Origin of the sequence: Halalkalibacter nanhaiisediminis, from assembly GCF_007830185.1 — a bacterium.
GTDB lineage: Bacteria > Bacillota > Bacilli > Bacillales > Bacillaceae_D > Halalkalibacter > Halalkalibacter nanhaiisediminis.
On sequence record NZ_VLKZ01000001.1, the window covers coordinates 480,321 to 496,749 of the forward strand.

The 16,429-nt window shown below is 39.7% G+C and carries 16 protein-coding genes and 1 other RNA gene; 15 read left to right on the forward strand and 2 right to left on the reverse strand.

What is annotated here, in order from left to right; all coding sequences use genetic code 11:
• Nucleotides 1-140 precede the first annotated feature (140 nt).
• The 14 genes from rpoN to ssrA all read left to right on the forward strand — a co-directional run bounded on the left by rpoN (nt 141) and on the right by ssrA (nt 14,523).
• Complete coding sequence (rpoN, locus tag IQ10_RS02155; RefSeq protein WP_144448832.1) at nt 141-1,487, forward strand: RNA polymerase factor sigma-54; 1,347 nt, start codon at nt 141-143, stop codon at nt 1,485-1,487.
• Nucleotides 1,488-1,518: 31 nt separating this feature from the next.
• Nucleotides 1,519-1,767 (forward strand): glutaredoxin family protein, encoded by a 249-nt coding sequence (locus IQ10_RS02160; protein WP_437177653.1) that lies wholly within the window; start codon nt 1,519-1,521, stop codon nt 1,765-1,767.
• A 124-nt stretch (nt 1,768-1,891) separates the two neighbouring features.
• Nucleotides 1,892-2,914 (forward strand): sugar-binding transcriptional regulator, encoded by a 1,023-nt coding sequence (locus IQ10_RS02165; protein ID WP_144448833.1) that lies wholly within the window; start codon nt 1,892-1,894, stop codon nt 2,912-2,914.
• A 56-nt stretch (nt 2,915-2,970) separates the two neighbouring features.
• Nucleotides 2,971-3,978, forward strand: a complete 1,008-nt coding sequence (gene gap / locus IQ10_RS02170) for a type I glyceraldehyde-3-phosphate dehydrogenase (RefSeq protein WP_144448834.1) — start codon at nt 2,971-2,973, stop codon at nt 3,976-3,978.
• Between the two features lie 93 nt (nt 3,979-4,071).
• Nucleotides 4,072-5,256 (forward strand): phosphoglycerate kinase, encoded by a 1,185-nt coding sequence (locus tag IQ10_RS02175; RefSeq protein ID WP_144448835.1) that lies wholly within the window; start codon nt 4,072-4,074, stop codon nt 5,254-5,256.
• A 45-nt stretch (nt 5,257-5,301) separates the two neighbouring features.
• The gene (tpiA, locus tag IQ10_RS02180) at nt 5,302-6,057 is read left to right on the forward strand and encodes a triose-phosphate isomerase (RefSeq protein ID WP_144448836.1); all 756 of its coding nucleotides are present in this window, start codon (nt 5,302-5,304) and stop codon (nt 6,055-6,057) included.
• Nucleotides 6,054-7,583 carry a 2,3-bisphosphoglycerate-independent phosphoglycerate mutase gene (gene gpmI, locus IQ10_RS02185; RefSeq protein ID WP_144448837.1) on the forward strand — a complete coding sequence of 510 codons (1,530 nt, stop codon included), beginning with the start codon at nt 6,054-6,056 and terminating at the stop codon, nt 7,581-7,583. The genes tpiA and gpmI overlap by 4 nt, the downstream gene beginning before the upstream one ends.
• A gap of 59 nt (nt 7,584-7,642) precedes the next feature.
• Entirely contained in the window at nt 7,643-8,932 is a 1,290-nt protein-coding gene (gene eno, locus IQ10_RS02190) for a phosphopyruvate hydratase (RefSeq protein ID WP_144448838.1), read from the forward strand.
• Between the two features lie 127 nt (nt 8,933-9,059).
• Nucleotides 9,060-9,290 carry a preprotein translocase subunit SecG gene (gene secG / locus IQ10_RS02195; protein ID WP_144448839.1) on the forward strand — a complete coding sequence of 77 codons (231 nt, stop codon included), beginning with the start codon at nt 9,060-9,062 and terminating at the stop codon, nt 9,288-9,290.
• 223 nt (nt 9,291-9,513) lie between these two features.
• Nucleotides 9,514-10,236 carry an alpha/beta hydrolase gene (locus IQ10_RS02200; RefSeq protein WP_144448840.1) on the forward strand — a complete coding sequence of 241 codons (723 nt, stop codon included), beginning with the start codon at nt 9,514-9,516 and terminating at the stop codon, nt 10,234-10,236.
• A gap of 150 nt (nt 10,237-10,386) precedes the next feature.
• Nucleotides 10,387-11,133: an alpha/beta hydrolase gene (locus IQ10_RS02205; protein WP_144448841.1), complete on the forward strand. Its 747-nt coding sequence runs from the start codon at nt 10,387-10,389 to the stop codon at nt 11,131-11,133.
• 51 nt (nt 11,134-11,184) lie between these two features.
• The gene (rnr, locus tag IQ10_RS02210; RefSeq protein WP_144448842.1) at nt 11,185-13,506 is read left to right on the forward strand and encodes a ribonuclease R; all 2,322 of its coding nucleotides are present in this window, start codon (nt 11,185-11,187) and stop codon (nt 13,504-13,506) included.
• A gap of 67 nt (nt 13,507-13,573) precedes the next feature.
• The gene (smpB, locus tag IQ10_RS02215; RefSeq protein ID WP_144448843.1) at nt 13,574-14,041 is read left to right on the forward strand and encodes an SsrA-binding protein SmpB; all 468 of its coding nucleotides are present in this window, start codon (nt 13,574-13,576) and stop codon (nt 14,039-14,041) included.
• Between the two features lie 121 nt (nt 14,042-14,162).
• Nucleotides 14,163-14,523: a transfer-messenger RNA gene (gene ssrA, locus IQ10_RS02220) on the forward strand.
• A gap of 231 nt (nt 14,524-14,754) precedes the next feature.
• On the opposite strand, the gene IQ10_RS02225 is transcribed toward ssrA, so the two are convergent.
• On the reverse strand, nt 14,755-15,171 hold the full coding sequence (locus tag IQ10_RS02225) for an EamA family transporter (protein ID WP_144448844.1): 417 nt from the start codon (nt 15,169-15,171) through the stop codon (nt 14,755-14,757).
• Nucleotides 15,172-15,375, reverse strand: a complete 204-nt coding sequence (locus tag IQ10_RS02230; protein ID WP_144448845.1) for a hypothetical protein — start codon at nt 15,373-15,375, stop codon at nt 15,172-15,174.
• A 123-nt stretch (nt 15,376-15,498) separates the two neighbouring features.
• On the opposite strand from IQ10_RS02230, the gene IQ10_RS02235 reads away from it, so the two are divergent.
• Entirely contained in the window at nt 15,499-15,921 is a 423-nt protein-coding gene (locus IQ10_RS02235; RefSeq protein WP_158639965.1) for a winged helix-turn-helix domain-containing protein, read from the forward strand.
• Nucleotides 15,922-16,429: the final 508 nt, after the last annotated feature.

A 16,429-nucleotide genomic window follows, 5' to 3' on the forward strand; every position in this document is an offset into this window, starting at 1 on the left:
CCTAGAGATTCTTTATCGAATGTGTATAATTGAATTATGCGCGCAAGCATGAGATAAGCCGATTGATCATATCATTAAGAAAACGCTTACAGTTAAATAGTATGATAAAATAGATAATAGATAAAGGAAGGGGGATAATGATGGAATTTGGCCTTTTTCAACAACAGTCAACGAGTTTAATTATGACCCAAGAACTACGTCAAGCTATTCATCTGTTGCAGTTTTCGGCAACAGATTTGTCCACTTTTATTCATGAGCAGGCGCTTGAAAACCCTTTATTAGATGTTCAAGAACCACCAAAAGCAGTGGAATTAGGTAAAAGAGAGCGGATTGAACTGCATTCTTATACGTCTATTTCTTATTCTCAGTCTGATCAAGAAGAACGTCAATCCCCTATTGATTATGCATTGGTTGATCGAATCAGCTTAAATGATCACCTTCTACAACAATTACAAGAAATAAGCCTTTCAAGGTCTGAAAGAGAGAAAGTCACTTATTTTATTTATAGCTTAAGAGATGATGGTTATTTATCTCGTTCGCTCGAAGATGTATGTGATGATTTAACGATCTCACGCTTTGAAGGAGAGGAAATTCTTCACATCTTGCAGCGATTAGAGCCAGCTGGTGTTGGGGCAAGGAATTTGCAAGAATGCTTGTTACTTCAATTACAGCGATTAGAAACACGTCATCCATTAGCTGAACAGGTTGTGATGCTTTATATGGATGATTTAGCAAAACGAAAATGGAGGGATATTTCGACTGAATTAGGTGTAACACTTCAGGACATTCAAGAAGTAAATGACTTAATTCAGACGCTAGACCCTCGTCCAGGTACACAGTTCGGTGTAGAGCCGATTCAATTTGTGACACCAGAGCTAAGAATTATTGCAGATGGCAGCGAGCTTTTTGTACAATTGGTCGATGATATTATTCCGACCATTCGTTTAAATCGTCACTATGAACAGCTTTTACGTAATGAACGTGAAGTGGAAGCAACACACTATGCTAAGCAAAAAGCACAGCAAGTTCAATGGTTAATTCGTAGCATTGCCCAGCGTAAGCAGACGATTATTAAAGTTGGAGAAGCGATTGCTAGGCATCAACGTGAGTACTTTCTGACTAAGAATGGCGTATTGAAGCCTTTAACGTTAAAAGAGGTTGCAGAAGAAATTGGTGTGCATGAGTCAACAGTGAGTCGAGCCACAACGAATAAATATGCTGAAACACCTAGAGGGCTGCTCGAATTAAAGTCATTATTCTCGTCATCTGTCCGAAATGATATTGGTGAGACAACATCAAGTCAAACGATAAAAGACTGGATGAAGGAACTAATTGCTCGAGAAAATAAGCAAAAACCGCTCTCTGATGCAAAAATTGTAAAGAGCTTGCAAGAAGAGAAAGGAATTGTTGTGTCAAGACGAGCAATAGCTAAGTACCGAGATGAGCTAGGTATTCCTTCTTCTTCTAAAAGAAAACGATTTGAATAAGAAAAAAGTATAAACGAGGTAGGTTCAAGAAATGATAGATGTACAAGTGTTTTCAAAAGTGGATTGTCCACTTTGTGACGAGGCGATCGCAGTCATGAGACTATTGCAGGATGAAGTTGAGTTTCGTATAACGGTAGTGGATATTTATCAAGATGATTCGTTATTAGAGAAGTATCAGCTCATGATTCCTGTCGTAGTTATTGATGGTGAGGAAGTTGATTATGGTCAAGTTTCTATGGAGAAAGTCAGAAAGCGTTTACTTGAAAAAACTGATTCTTAATACTTGTGAAAGGACCTTATCCTTGATAGAATGAATCTGTAGATAAGGATTTGGTCTTTTTTTTACCTTGATAGGGACATAAAACGTCTAAGAGGGACAAAATGAGTCCAAGGGAGTTATTTCAATGCTATTATTATTAGACATTCAAAAAAAATTATTGCCCGATGTGCTAGATATCATGGTTAAGCGATATCGTATCCTTCACTACATTAAGTTAATGCAGCCGATTGGAAGACGAAGTTTATCCGCTAATTTGCAGATATCCGAACGTGTTTTAAGAGGCGAAGTCACGTTTTTAAAAGAACAAGGTCTCGTTCATTTTGCTTCTGCGGGGATGAGTGTCACTGAAGAAGGGGAACAACTTTTCTTAAAGCTAGAAGACGTGATGAAAGAATTGCTTGGGCTCAGAGAACTAGAAGTAAGCCTTGAACAGAAGCTGGGTGTTAAGCAAGTGCTGGTTGTCGCTGGGAACAGTGACCAAGATGACTGGGTGAAAAGAGAGATGGGCCGAGCTTGCATTAGTGAGCTGAAGGAAAGACTTGTCCCAAAGGATGTTGTCGCTGTTATGGGTGGGACAACGCTCGCGGCTGTTGCTGAAATGATGACACCAGATGCAAAAACAAGCGAAGTTGTGTTTGTACCAGCACGAGGTGGTCTTGGTGAGAAAGTAGAAAACCAAGCGAACACAATCAGCGCCGAATTGGCAAGCCGAGCAAAAGCGCAGTATCGTTTGCTTCATGTTCCAGATCAAATTAGCGAAGAAGCTTATTCATCTCTTGTATTAGAACCGTCGGTAAAGGATATCCTAAAACTGATAAAGTCTGCTAGCACAGTTATTCATGGAATTGGTGATGCGAGCACAATGGCATTACGAAGAGATTCCGCTGACTCGTTTATTGAAAAGATTAAACGGGAAGAAGCTGTAGCAGAAGCATTTGGTTATTACTTTAACCGAAGCGGTGAGCCGATTCATAAGCAACGTACGATCGGCCTTCAGTTAGATGACTTAGGTGATAAGTATGTCATCTCTGTTGCTGGAGGGCATTCAAAAGCAGAAGCGATTGCAGCTTATATGAAATATCGCCCAAGCGATGTGTTGATCACAGACGAAGCAGCAGCTGAGTCATTACTTAAGCTTCATATGTAGATAAAAGGGCCTGCCCTTTTAGATAAATCTAATCAATTACTAGGAGGAAATATCAAATGGCAACGAAAATTGGTATTAATGGTTTTGGACGTATTGGACGTAACGTATTCCGCGCGGCACTAAATAACCCAAATGTAGAGGTAGTAGCAATCAATGATTTAACTGATGCTAACATGCTTGCTCACCTTCTTAAATATGACACTGTACACGGCAGAATCGATGCTGAAGTATCAGTAAACGGAAATGCACTAGTAGTAAACGGACAAGAAATTAACATTTCTGCTGAGCGTGACCCAGCTAAGCTTGCTTGGGCTGATCGTGGAGTAGAGGTTGTTGTAGAATCAACTGGTTTCTTCACTAAGCGTGAAGATGCTGCAAAACATTTAGAAGCTGGCGCGAAGAAAGTTATCATTTCTGCTCCTGCATCTGATGAAGATATTACAGTTGTAATGGGTGTTAACGAAGATAAGTACGATGCTGGAAGTCACCACGTTATCTCTAACGCATCTTGTACGACAAACTGTCTTGCACCATTTGCAAAAGTTCTTAACGATAAGTTCGGTATCAAGCGTGGTATGATGACAACTGTTCACTCTTACACAAATGACCAACAAATCCTTGACCTTCCACACAAGGACTACCGTCGTGCTCGTGCAGCTGCTGAAAATATCATCCCAACTTCTACAGGTGCTGCAAAAGCAGTTGCGCTTGTTCTTCCTGAACTTAAAGGTAAATTAAATGGTGGAGCTATGCGTGTTCCAACACCTAACGTTTCTTTAGTTGACTTAGTAGCTGAGTTAAATCAAGACGTTACGGCTGAAGAAGTAAATGCAGTTCTTAAAGAAGCAGCTGAAGGTCCATTAAAAGGAATCCTTAATTACAGTGAAGAGCCACTAGTTTCTAGTGACTACAACGGAACTTCTTATTCTTCTTCAATCGATGCTCTTTCAACAATGGTTATGGAAGGTAGCATGGTAAAAGTAATCTCTTGGTATGATAACGAGTCTGGTTACTCAAACCGTGTTGTAGATCTTGTTGAATATATTGCTAAGCAAGGACTATAATTAAGAAGACAGTTGCAGAGGAGGAGGAGAACATAAATTCTGCCTCCTCTTTTTAGCTGTCTGCTTTTACCATACAAAAGGAGGTCGATCGATATGAACAAAAAAACGATCCGTGATCTTGATTTAAAAGGAAAAAAAGTATTTTGTCGCGTTGATTTCAATGTACCAATGAAAGATGGAAGCATTACGGATGAAACACGTATTCGCGCAGCCCTTCCAACGATTGAATATTTGGTAGAACAAGGTGCACGCGTCATTCTTGCATCACATCTTGGTCGTCCAAAAGGTGAAGTAGTAGAGGAGCTTCGTTTAACGCCAGTTGCTGCTCGTCTTAGCGAATTGCTTGGTAAAGACGTTAAAAAGAGTGATGAAGCACATGGTTCTGCGGCAGAAGCTGCTGCTAATGCTCTTAATGATGGTGACATTTTATTGCTTGAAAACGTCCGCTTCTATCCTGGTGAAGAGAAAAATGATCCTGAGCTTGCAAAAGCATTTGCACAACTTGCAGATGTGTATGTAAACGATGCGTTTGGTGCTGCTCACCGTGCACATGCTTCTACGGAAGGGATCGCACACCACTTACCAGCTGCGGCAGGCTTTTTGATGGAAAAAGAACTTGATGTATTAGGTAAAGCTTTATCAAATCCTGAACGTCCGTTTACAGCGATTATCGGCGGTGCGAAGGTGAAGGATAAGATCGGTGTTATTGATAATCTATTAGATAAAGTAGATAACTTAATCATCGGTGGTGGTCTTGGCTATACATTCATAAAAGCACTTGGTCATGAAATCGGTAAGTCACTGCTTGAAGAAGACAAGATTGACCTTGCAAAATCATTTATGGAAAAAGCAAAGGCAAATGGTGTGAATTTCTATTTACCGGTGGATGTCACAGTTGCTGATGATTTTTCAAATGATGCCAACATTAAAGTGGTAAATATCGATTCGATCCCAGCTGATTGGGAAGCGTTAGATATTGGACCGAAAACGATTGATACATATCGTAAGGTCATTATGGATTCAAAGCTTGTGATTTGGAACGGACCAATGGGTGTGTTTGAATTAGATGCATTCTCAAAAGGAACAAAAGGCGTTGGCGAAGCGCTTGCTGATAGTGAAAACACATACTCTGTCATTGGTGGAGGAGACTCTGCAGCAGCTGTTGAGAAATTTGGTATTGCTGATAAAATGAGTCACATTTCTACTGGTGGAGGCGCTTCTCTTGAATTCATGGAAGGGAAAGAGCTTCCAGGTGTCGTAGCTTTAAGTGATAAGTAATAATCTGAGTTAGATCAGGTTAAATTTTACTATGAGGTGAGAAATTTGCGTAAGCCAATTATTGCAGGTAACTGGAAAATGAACAAAACGCTTGGCGAAGCGAAGCAATTTGTTCAAGAAGTAAAAGGAAGCATTCCAGCAAATAGCGAAGTGGACGCAGTTGTTTGTTCACCAGCCCTATTTTTAGAAAGCTTAGTAAGTGAAACAAGCGGCACGGATTTAAAAATTGGTGCTCAAAATGTTCACTTCGAAGAAAACGGCGCATTCACAGGTGAAATTAGCCCTGTAGCGTTAGCTGATATGAAGGTTGACTATGTGATTATCGGTCACTCTGAGCGTCGTGAAATGTTTGCTGAAACGGATGAAACGGTAAACAAAAAAGTTCATGCTGCATTTAAGCACAACTTAGTTCCAATCATGTGCTGCGGTGAGACAGATGAAGAGCGTGAAGCTGGTAAAACAAATGATGTTGTTAAAGTTCAAGTGGAAGCTGGTCTTGCTGGTTTAACAGATGAGCAAGTGAAAAATACAGTCATCGCTTATGAGCCAATTTGGGCAATCGGTACAGGTAAATCATCTTCTGCGAGTGATGCAAATGAAGTTTGTGCTTATATTCGTAAAGTCGTGGCTGAAGCTTTTTCAACAGAAGCTGCAGATGCAGTAAGAATTCAGTATGGCGGTAGCGTAAAACCTGCTAATATAAAAGAGTACATGGCACAATCGGATATTGATGGTGCACTTGTAGGCGGAGCTAGTCTTGAGCCAGCTTCATTCTTAGCATTGTTGGAGGAAAGCAAATGAGTAAGAAGCCAGTCGCTCTTATCATCCTAGATGGATTTGCGATAAGAGACGAAATCAAAGGAAACGCAGTTGCTCAAGCAAAAAAGCCGAACTTTGATCGTTACTGGGAGCAGTATCCACATGCTACACTTGAAGCGCAAGGGGAAGCCGTTGGATTACCAGAAGGCCAAATGGGGAATTCTGAAGTAGGGCATCTTAATATTGGCGCAGGACGTATCGTGTACCAAAGTTTGACTCGTGTGAATTTGTCGATTCGTGAAGGAGATTTCTTTGAAAATCAAACGTTTCTTGATGCGATGAATCATGTAAAGGCAAAAAATAGTGCTTTGCATGTCTATGGTCTTCTTTCTGACGGAGGCATTCATAGTCATATCAATCATCTTTTTGCTTTACTTGATTTAGCAAAAAGAGAGAATGTCGAGAAAGTCTATATCCACGGCTTTTTAGATGGACGTGATGTTGGACAAACATCGGCAGAAGTTTATGTCCGTGGTCTTCAAGAAAAGCTTACTAAGCTTGGACTTGGAGAGATTGCCTCACTGCATGGTCGCTATTATGCAATGGACCGTGACCAGCGCTGGGAACGTGTTGAAAAGTCATACCGAGCAATGGTTTACGGTGAAGGTCCAACGTATACAGATCCAATTGAAGTCATTACGGATAATTACAAGAATGGAATCTTTGATGAATTCGTGATTCCTTCTGTGATTACGCAAGCTGATGGAACGCCTGTGGCGACTGTCAAAGATGACGATGCCGTTATTTTCTTTAATTTCCGACCAGACCGTGCGATTCAAATGTCTCAAGTATTTACAAACGATGATTTCCGCGGATTTGACCGAGGACCGAAGCACCCTAAGCATGTTCACTATGTATGCTTAACGAAATTTAGTGAAAGTGTTAATGGATTTGTGGCATTTAAGCCGACGAATCTTGATAACACATTAGGAGAAGTTCTTTCTCAACAAAACTTTAAACAGCTTAGAATTGCCGAAACAGAGAAATATCCACATGTTACCTTCTTCTTTAGTGGAGGTCGTGAGGAGCCGTTTCCAGGTGAAGACAGAATTCTCATCAATTCACCAAAGGTTGCAACGTATGATTTGAAGCCTGAAATGAGTGCATATGAAGTAACGGACGCGTTACTAGCAGACATTGCAGCTGATCATCATGATGCGATTATTTTAAACTTTGCAAACCCTGATATGGTCGGTCATTCAGGTATGCTTGAACCGACGATTAAAGCGGTTGAAGCTGTAGATGAGTGTCTGGGAAAAGTCGTCGATGCGATTATTGCTAAGGGCGGGGCCGCGGTTATAACAGCTGACCATGGTAACGCTGATGAGGTTGTAACGCTTGATGAACAGCCGATGACAGCTCACACAACGAACCGAGTTCCAGTTATCGTAACAGAGGATGGCCTGACTTTACGACAAGATGGCATTCTTGCTGATCTTGCCCCAACCGTGTTGAAGTTATTAGGTGGCAAGCAGCCAGTTGAAATGACAGGAAAATCGTTATTTTAGATTTAAATGAAAAACAGGAAATACTAACATTCGAAAAAATATGAAGGAGTGATTTTATCATGACAATGATTACAGATGTTTATGCTCGCGAAGTATTAGATTCTCGTGGTAATCCAACAGTTGAGGTAGAGGTATACCTTGAGTCGGGTGCAATGGGTCGCGCACTTGTACCAAGTGGTGCATCAACTGGGGAATATGAAGCAGTTGAATTACGTGATGGCGGAGACCGTTACATGGGTAAAGGTGTTCTTAAAGCGGTTGATAATGTAAACGAAATTATCGCACCAGAATTAATCGGTATGGATGCTCTTGACCAACTTGGCGTTGACAAGTTAATGATCGAGCTTGATGGCACGGATAACAAAGGCAAGTTAGGTGCTAATGCGATTCTTGGTGTATCAATGGCTGTTGCACATGCTGCTGCTGAAGCGCTTGGTTTACCATTGTATGTATACCTTGGCGGATTCAACGCAAAGCAACTTCCAGTACCAATGATGAATATCATCAATGGCGGGGAACATGCTGACAATAACGTTGATATTCAAGAATTCATGGTTATGCCTGTTGGTGCAGAAAACTTCCGTGAAGCACTTCGTATGGGTGCGGAAATTTTCCACAACCTTAAATCAGTTCTTAAGAGCAAAGGTTACAACACTGCAGTTGGTGATGAAGGTGGATTCGCACCGAACCTTTCTTCAAATGAAGAAGCTCTTTCAACTATCATCGAAGCAATTGAAAAAGCTGGCTACAAGCCTGGTGAAGAAGTTATGCTTGCAATGGACGTTGCATCTTCTGAGCTATATAACAAAGAAGATGGAAAATACCATCTTTCTGGTGAAGGCAAAGTATTTACTTCAGAAGAAATGGTTGGATTCTATGAAGAGCTTGTTTCTAAATATCCAATCATCTCAATTGAAGATGGCTTAGATGAAAATGACTGGGATGGTCACAAGCTTTTAACTGAGCGTCTTGGCACAAAAGTTCAGCTTGTGGGTGATGACTTGTTCGTTACAAACACAACGAAGCTTGCTGAAGGTATTGAAAAAGGTATTAGTAACTCAATCCTTATCAAAGTAAACCAAATCGGTACACTTACAGAAACATTTGAAGCAATCGAAATGGCGAAGCGTGCTGGTTACACAGCAGTTATCTCTCACCGTTCTGGTGAAACGGAAGATGCGACAATTGCTGATATCGCTGTTGCAACAAATGCAGGTCAAATTAAGACTGGTGCTCCGTCTCGTACAGATCGTGTTGCGAAGTATAACCAACTTCTTCGCATCGAGGACGAGCTTCAAAACGTAGCAACATACGGTGGTCTTGACGCATTCTATAACTTGAAGAAGTAATAAAATGCAAAGTAAAGGGTTGATTCTGATTCATTCGGGGTCAGCCCCTTTATTTTTATGTTGAGAAAGCTTATCGATTTGTGTTACAGTAGTAGAAGCACATACTGTGCTTGGAGGTGTAATAAAGGTGCAAACGCTTGCTATGGTTTTACTGATTATCGTTTCAATTGCATTAATTACGGTAGTATTACTGCAATCAGGCCGAAGTGCTGGTCTTTCAGGAGCGATTTCAGGTGGAGCTGAACAGCTTATGGGAAAGCAAAAAGCACGCGGAATTGATGCGGTGCTTAGTAAAGCTACAATTGTTCTTGCCGTATTGTTTTTTATTCTTACCATTACGGTGGCATATTTTATGTAATCTCGAGGGCAGTAGGTGTGATACCTACTGCTTTCTTTAGTATATTGGGTTAAGAAGAACTTGGAATCGACTTGGTCATCTATGGCTTCGTTGAGAATAGAGGAGAGAGTGAGTAAGTAGTGCTACATGAAGAACCCTCAATCCGATTCTAGTTCTTCTAAATGATTTAGTTCACTTGTTTTCGGGTACAATCGTAGTATTACGAGGAAAAAGGTGAAGGAGCATGATTGGTTGTCTTTGTCTGCATGGTTTTACTGGAGAGCCGTGGGAAGTTGAGCCTGTAGCGACCTATTTTCTAGAGCAGAAAGGTTGGCTTGTTTATACGCCGACACTGCCTGGTCATGGCCCTGATGGTAATTTAAAGGATATCACTTATCAAGAATGGGTTTATACTGCCGAGGTGGCAGCATTAGAATTGCTCAAGCGTTGTGATGAGGTGTATGTCATTGGGTTTTCAATGGGTGGCATGCTTGCTGGTTATATCGCTTCAAAATATCCAGTCTCGAAATTAGTGCTTTTGAGTGCTGCGGCTTATTATGTGAATCCATTGCAGCTATTACAAGAATTAAAAGATGTTGTCAGGCTCCGTATACGTGGGGAACTTGACCGTGATGAACATTACCAGCTATATCGTAAGAAAGTGATTGAAACGCCAATGTCTGCTGTTTTTCAATTTATGCAGGCGGTGAAGCGAATTAAGCCATATTTGAGTCGTGTTCAAATTCCGACGCTTATTTTACAAGGTGAATTGGACGGGATTGTTCCACGGAAAAGCGCAACTTATTTATATGAAACGATAGGATCAAAGGTGAAGGAGATTCAGTTTTTGCCTGAGACGAAGCATATGATCTGTCATGGCTTCGAGCGTGATCAATTAATAAAGAGAATCGAAACATTTTTGTGTGATCAATCGCAAAATTCAAAGATAACAAACACCAACGTCTAGCCAATAGAAGTCACTTCAGCGGTAGTGGAACGTTTACACTTTATTTGAAGAAAGCTTGCATGAGTCTATGCTCTCAACCTAGGATGAAAAAAGCCTAATTTTTTTCTAACTAGGAACTAACCAACTTTTTACATTGAAAGGAAGATGAGCATGAAAGTGGTTGCTCCTAAACCATTTACATTTGAAGGTGGGAAACGAGCAGTTTTATTATTACATGGCTTTACAGGAACGACAGCAGATGTAAGAATGCTTGGTCGACACTTACAAAAGAAAGGTTATACATGTCATGCCCCGCTTTATAAAGGGCATGGTGTACCGCCAGAAGAGCTTGTTCATACAGGACCTAATGATTGGTGGAAAAATGTTGAAGAAGGCTATCAATTTTTAAAGGACCAAGGATATGATGAGATCGCAGTGGCAGGTCTTTCACTTGGAGGGGTATTCTCATTAAAAATCGGTTACACTTTACCTATAAAGGGAATTGTGCCAATGTGTGCACCAATGCGTCCGAAAACAGAGGATGCGATGTATAAAGGTGTTTTAGCTTATGCAGAAGAATATAAAAAATACGAACAGAAATCTTCAGAGCAAATTAAAAAAGAGATGGAAGCATTTAAAGAAACACCGATGGGAACGTTAAAAGCGCTTCAAGAGCTCATTGAGGATGTCAGAGCGCACTTAGACCATATTTATTCACCAGTCTTTGTTGTGCAGGCTCGTCATGATGAAATGATTGATGTAAATAGTGCAGATATTATTCATGACAATGTTGAAGCGGATGAGAAATCGTTAAAATGGTATGAGGAATCAACACATGTTATTACACTAGGTAAGGAAAAGGAGCAGCTTCATGAGGACGTCTATCAGTTCCTAGAGGGACTTGATTGGACCGTTTAATCATAAAACTTAGAATAGAAAGAAGCTGTTCGAAAACGAAAGGAGTTTAAAATGATAAATGAAGATCAAATCCAGCAATTATTGACGTACTTTCGCGATAGAGCGGAGAAACCTCTTTCTATGACTGAGATTGAAGAAGCGTTAGAGGTTGAAGGAAGTACAGAGTTTAAAGAGCTGGTCAAAACACTGAATGAAATGGAAAATAGAGGGCTGATTGTACGAACACGTAGTAATCGTTACGGCGTACCTGAGAAAATGAATCTAGTCCGTGGTCGTGTTCAAGGACATGCGAAGGGCTTCGCTTTCATTATTCCAGAACAAGAAGGCGTAGATGATGTGTATGTTACACAATCTGATTTAGAAAGTGCGATGAATGGTGACACAGTCTTAGTTCGTCTTCATCAAAAATCATCTGGGTCTCGCCCTGAAGGAAAAGTCATACGCATCCTTGAAAGAGGGACAACTGAGGTTGTCGGTACGTATGTCGATCAGGTAAAGTACGGCTTTGTTGTTGCTGATGATAAGAGAATTCCAAATGATCTTTTTATTCCAAAAGGGAATGACAAGGGTGCTGTAGATGGCCATAAAGTAGTCGTGAAAATCACAAAATACCCAGATGGCCGAATGAGTGCTGAGGGTGAAGTTGTGAAAATTCTTGGGCATAAAAACGACCCAGGTATGGATATTCTCTCGATCATTTACAAACACGGTATTCAAATTGAGTTCCCAGATGAAGTACTAGCACAAGCGAATGCGGTTCCTGATGAGATTGATCCGAATGATTTGAAGAATCGGCGGGATTTACGGGATGAAACGATTGTGACCATTGACGGGGCAGATGCTAAGGATTTAGATGATGCTGTCCATGTAAAACAACTCGAGAATGGGAACTATCTCTTAGGTGTTCATATTGCTGATGTGACGCACTATGTGACAGAAGGATCACCAATTGATGAGGAAGCAGCAGACCGAGCGACGAGTGTGTATTTAGTGGACCGAGTTATTCCGATGATTCCACATCGTTTATCAAACGGTATTTGTAGTTTGAATCCAAAAGTGAATCGTCTGACTCTATCTTGCGAAATGGAAATTGATCATTCTGGTCAAGTTGTGAAGCACGAAATTTTCCAAAGTGTAATTCGTACGACTGAACGAATGACGTATTCAGATGTAAACAAGATTTTGGTAGACAAAGATGAAGAGACGATTAAGCGTTATGAGTCACTCGTTCCTTTCTTTGAGGAAATGGAGACTTTAGCTGCGATATTAAGAAAGAAACGTTTTGACCGCGGTGCTATTGACTTTGATTTCAAAGAAGCAAAAGTACTTGTCGATGAAGAAGGCAAACCGATAGATGTTGTGTTACGTGAACGTTCTGTTGCAGAGAAGCTTATTGAAGAATTTATGCTTTGTGCAAATGAAACAGTTGCTGAGCATTTCCATTGGTTGAAGCTTCCATTTGTGTATCGTATTCATGAAGATCCAAATCCTGATAAGCTAAACAAGTTCCTTGAGTTTATTACAAATTTTGGATACGTCGTTCGCGGGAATGCCAATACGGTTCATCCAAGAGCGCTTCAAAAGCTTCTTGAGGAAGTACGAGGAGAGCCTGAGGAGACGGTTATTAGTACGGTCATGCTTCGTTCGATGCAACAAGCAAAGTATGATACGAATAGCCTTGGTCACTTTGGCTTATCAACGGAATTCTATACCCATTTCACATCACCAATCCGTCGTTATCCAGATTTGCTTGTTCATCGTTTGATTCGTACGTATTTAATCAATGGCAAGACGGATGAAAATACGCAAGCTCGTATGAATGAAATATTACCTGAGCTTACCCGTCACGCCTCAGAGCGAGAGCGTCGTGCCGTTGATGCTGAACGTGATACAGATAGCATCAAAAAGGCTCAATATATGGAAGACAAAATCGGTGAGACATTTGTAGGAATGATCAGTGGTGTGACAAACTTTGGCTTGTTTGTTGAGCTTGAGAACACGATTGAAGGTCTCGTCCATGTCAGCTATTTAACGGATGACTATTATCGCTATGATGAAAAGCATTATGCGATGATCGGTGAAAGAACGGGACAGGTATTTAGAATTGGCGATGAAATTGAAGTGCGTGTGGTTAGCGTCAATGTTGATGAAGCGTCTGTCGATTTTGAAATCGTCGGGATGAAGCCTCGTAAGAAACGCGAATCACAAAGTCGTCCAAAGGTTATTGAAGGTGGTAAACGTAAACAGCGTGATGGAGCGAGCTCTAAACAAGGGGAAAAGTCAGGGTCTAGTCGTAAGAAAAACAAGAAGAAAGCTTTTTATGAAAATGCACCAAGTGTAAAACGCAAAAAAGGAAAGAAGCGTCGCAAATAGGAGTTTGACGCCCTTCTTTTCTATTTGCTATCATAAAGTAATGACTTGAGGCAAGAGGGTGTCGTAGATGGCTAAAAAGGAAAGTAATGTGATCGCTCAAAATAAACGAGCTAGTCATGATTATTTTATCGAAGAAACATTTGAAGCAGGTATTGTACTAAAAGGAACAGAAATTAAATCAATGCGGGCAGGTAGAATGAATTTAAAAGATTCATTTGCCCGCATCTCAAATGGAGAAGCATATCTTCATAATGCGCATATTAGTGAATATGAGCAAGGCAATCGTTATAATCATGACCCAGTTCGTGCGCGTAAACTACTCCTTCACAAAAAGGAAATTAACCAATTAATCGGACAGACTCAGCAAAAAGGGTATTCTATCGTGCCATTGAAGGTTTACTTGAAAAATGGCTTTGCGAAAGTTTTGATTGGTGTAGCTAAGGGTAAAAAGAATTATGACAAGCGTGAGACACTTAAGCGTCAAGACGCAAAGCGTGATATCGACCGTGCACTTAGAGAGCGTCAGAAGGGGTAAAACCTACCAGTTGCATCTATTTGCTGATATGCTATAATTAGAAGTCCAGAGCAGGTCATTGTTCTGGACAACGTTTTTACCTACATCACTTCTGAATAAGAGTGTTTGTAGTTTCTAATTTGGGGACGTTTAGGATTCGACAGGGATAGTTCGTGCTTACGTGGCGAGTCGAGGGGGTCGGCCTCGTTAAAACGCCAAAGCCAATTAACTGGCAAAGAAAACAATAACTTCGCACTAGCAGCTTAATAGCGCTTTGCGGTTCCACCCTCCATCGCCCATGTGGTAGGATCTGGGACTCACTCTAAGTGGGCTACGCCGGTTACCCTCCGTCTGAGGGTGAAGGAAGAGAACAATCAGACTAGCCTCACTAAAGCCTGTCATTGGGCCGAAGTGTTGGCGAAATGCTAATACAATGACTACGCTCGTAGAAGCGTAAGTGTCGTTATTTCTGGACGTGGGTTCGATTCCCACCGTCTCCATCAAATCATCCATACTGAGAACCGCGTGACTGCAAAGGTCATGCGGTTCTTTTTTACTTTTGAGCCATACAATATGGAATTCATTTATTTAATTTATTTGTTGGTTGGTTGTATTGGTTGTAATTGGGTTAATTGAATTTCTCTACGTTAACTAATTTTATTTTGTCTATGATCCAGATGGGAGAATAATTGACTTAGAAAGGGGTAGCGTTAGGAAAATGCGGATTTACAACGCTAACACTTTTGATACAAGGCTTGTGAGACGCTATGAAAACTATTTTTTGTGAAATGAACCTGCGTCATCTTCTCTCTTAAGAAAATAGTAGCGAGTATGGCTGAAAAAATAGGTGTTGTGGATACCAGCAAAGATGCTACTCCTGCACTTACAGTTTGCTCTCCAATACTTAAGGCTGTATGGTAGACTGAAAAACCGAGAAATCCAAGTAACAATATGATGGGAACATCCTTTAAGTGAGGTAATCCAATTGTTTCTATAAATCCAAAGATTATTAAACCAACAGACCCTAATAATAGTCGTAATAATGAAAGGTGTTCTGGTGAATAATGTTCTAGTCCAACTCGTATACCAGGAAAGGCAGATGCCCACAAAATAACAGCAAGAGCATAAGCAATAAATATTCTTACCTTCATTTAAACCGCTACAAGTATACTTTCATTCATTTTTTGTTCTTGAGCTTCAGGTACAATAGTTGGTTGAAAATCGATAAGAATTACGGATCTAATTCCTAGTGTGAAGGATTCTTGGATTATTTTAAGCTCTTTTTCTAAAAATGTTGGAGATAATTTGTCGTTTAAATCAAATACATTATAACCATTCTCTTTAAAATTGTTCATTTCTACTCCACCTTTTGTAAATATTTTGTATTAAATCTAAAATCATTCTATAATAGAATTTTGTTATAGAAATCAACAAATTTCGGAGAAAAAGAACAAACAAATAGTAAGGGGGTACCAATTTTGATTAACTATCATTTAATTGTTTTAGATATAAAAGAAAAGATTACATCTGGAGAATGGCCACCTTATCTAAAAATCCCTACTCAAAATGAGCTTTCTAAAAAGTATAATGTTAATCGTAGTACAATCGTCAAAGCGATTGATGAATTAAAATCTCTAGGTTACTTAAAGGGGATTCAAGGTAGTGGAACATTTGTATCTTCAGAAATAATTGATTTGAGGCTAAAACAAGCGACAATCGAATGGGAAAATATTAGTAAGTGGTCTTTCTTTTCCAGTGATAAAAAACTCGTAAGAAAAATTAATGATTTGGAAACAAACTCTAATAATTCAATTAGATTTTCATTTGTTTTTGAAGGGAAAGAGAATTTTAGAAAAAGGAGTAAGTATCTTAGCGAAGCATATTCAAAATTTAGTGTCTAGTCCTACCTTTTAGAGTTTAATAATATAAAATGATTTTGATGAGACAGCTTTGATAATAGAATCTCTAAATATAATAAATGATGATTTCTAAATGAAGGAAAGTTAATAGATCTTTGTTAGGAAACTAAAAAGATTTTATTCGTTTCAGAAGTTAATAAAAGGGTGGAACTCGATAAGGCACTTGCCATTTGAGCTGAGAACAACTCGCTGCAAAGGATCGATTACTAAATCCTGAGTGGATCTTTTTGAGTGGCAATATTCACTTATTTTGTTTTTCCAATCTTTCAATTCGATTTTCAAGTTCCTTAATTTTCGTTTCATATTCTATTTCTTTAAAATGCTTTATTGAACGATCAATTAAGTTTTGAAGAACAATTACTAATACACTAAAGAAAATTAACCCCAATAGAATTTATAAAAGATAATCCAAATGAATTCACCCCATTGTTTATAAATTCAAACACTAAAAAAGTATTTCTTTTATCACTCTTTACAAAATGCTTCAATA

What these genes read in the sequence shown, in the direction of transcription:
- IQ10_RS02160 (WP_437177653.1), top strand. Translation starts at nt 1,519, where the DNA reads ATGATAGATGTACAAGTGTTTTCAAAAGTGGATTGTCCACTTTGTGAC.
- rpoN (WP_144448832.1), top strand. Translation starts at nt 141, where the DNA reads ATGGAATTTGGCCTTTTTCAACAACAGTCAACGAGTTTAATTATGACC.
- eno (WP_144448838.1), top strand. Translation starts at nt 7,643, where the DNA reads ATGACAATGATTACAGATGTTTATGCTCGCGAAGTATTAGATTCTCGT.
- gap (WP_144448834.1), top strand. Translation starts at nt 2,971, where the DNA reads ATGGCAACGAAAATTGGTATTAATGGTTTTGGACGTATTGGACGTAAC.
- IQ10_RS02230 (WP_144448845.1), bottom strand. Translation starts at nt 15,375, where the DNA reads ATGAACAATTTTAAAGAGAATGGTTATAATGTATTTGATTTAAACGAC.
- rnr (WP_144448842.1), top strand. Translation starts at nt 11,185, where the DNA reads ATGATAAATGAAGATCAAATCCAGCAATTATTGACGTACTTTCGCGAT.
- IQ10_RS02225 (WP_144448844.1), bottom strand. Translation starts at nt 15,171, where the DNA reads ATGAAGGTAAGAATATTTATTGCTTATGCTCTTGCTGTTATTTTGTGG.
- gpmI (WP_144448837.1), top strand. Translation starts at nt 6,054, where the DNA reads ATGAGTAAGAAGCCAGTCGCTCTTATCATCCTAGATGGATTTGCGATA.
- IQ10_RS02175 (WP_144448835.1), top strand. Translation starts at nt 4,072, where the DNA reads ATGAACAAAAAAACGATCCGTGATCTTGATTTAAAAGGAAAAAAAGTA.
- IQ10_RS02200 (WP_144448840.1), top strand. Translation starts at nt 9,514, where the DNA reads ATGATTGGTTGTCTTTGTCTGCATGGTTTTACTGGAGAGCCGTGGGAA.
- IQ10_RS02165 (WP_144448833.1), top strand. Translation starts at nt 1,892, where the DNA reads ATGCTATTATTATTAGACATTCAAAAAAAATTATTGCCCGATGTGCTA.
- IQ10_RS02205 (WP_144448841.1), top strand. Translation starts at nt 10,387, where the DNA reads ATGAAAGTGGTTGCTCCTAAACCATTTACATTTGAAGGTGGGAAACGA.
- smpB (WP_144448843.1), top strand. Translation starts at nt 13,574, where the DNA reads ATGGCTAAAAAGGAAAGTAATGTGATCGCTCAAAATAAACGAGCTAGT.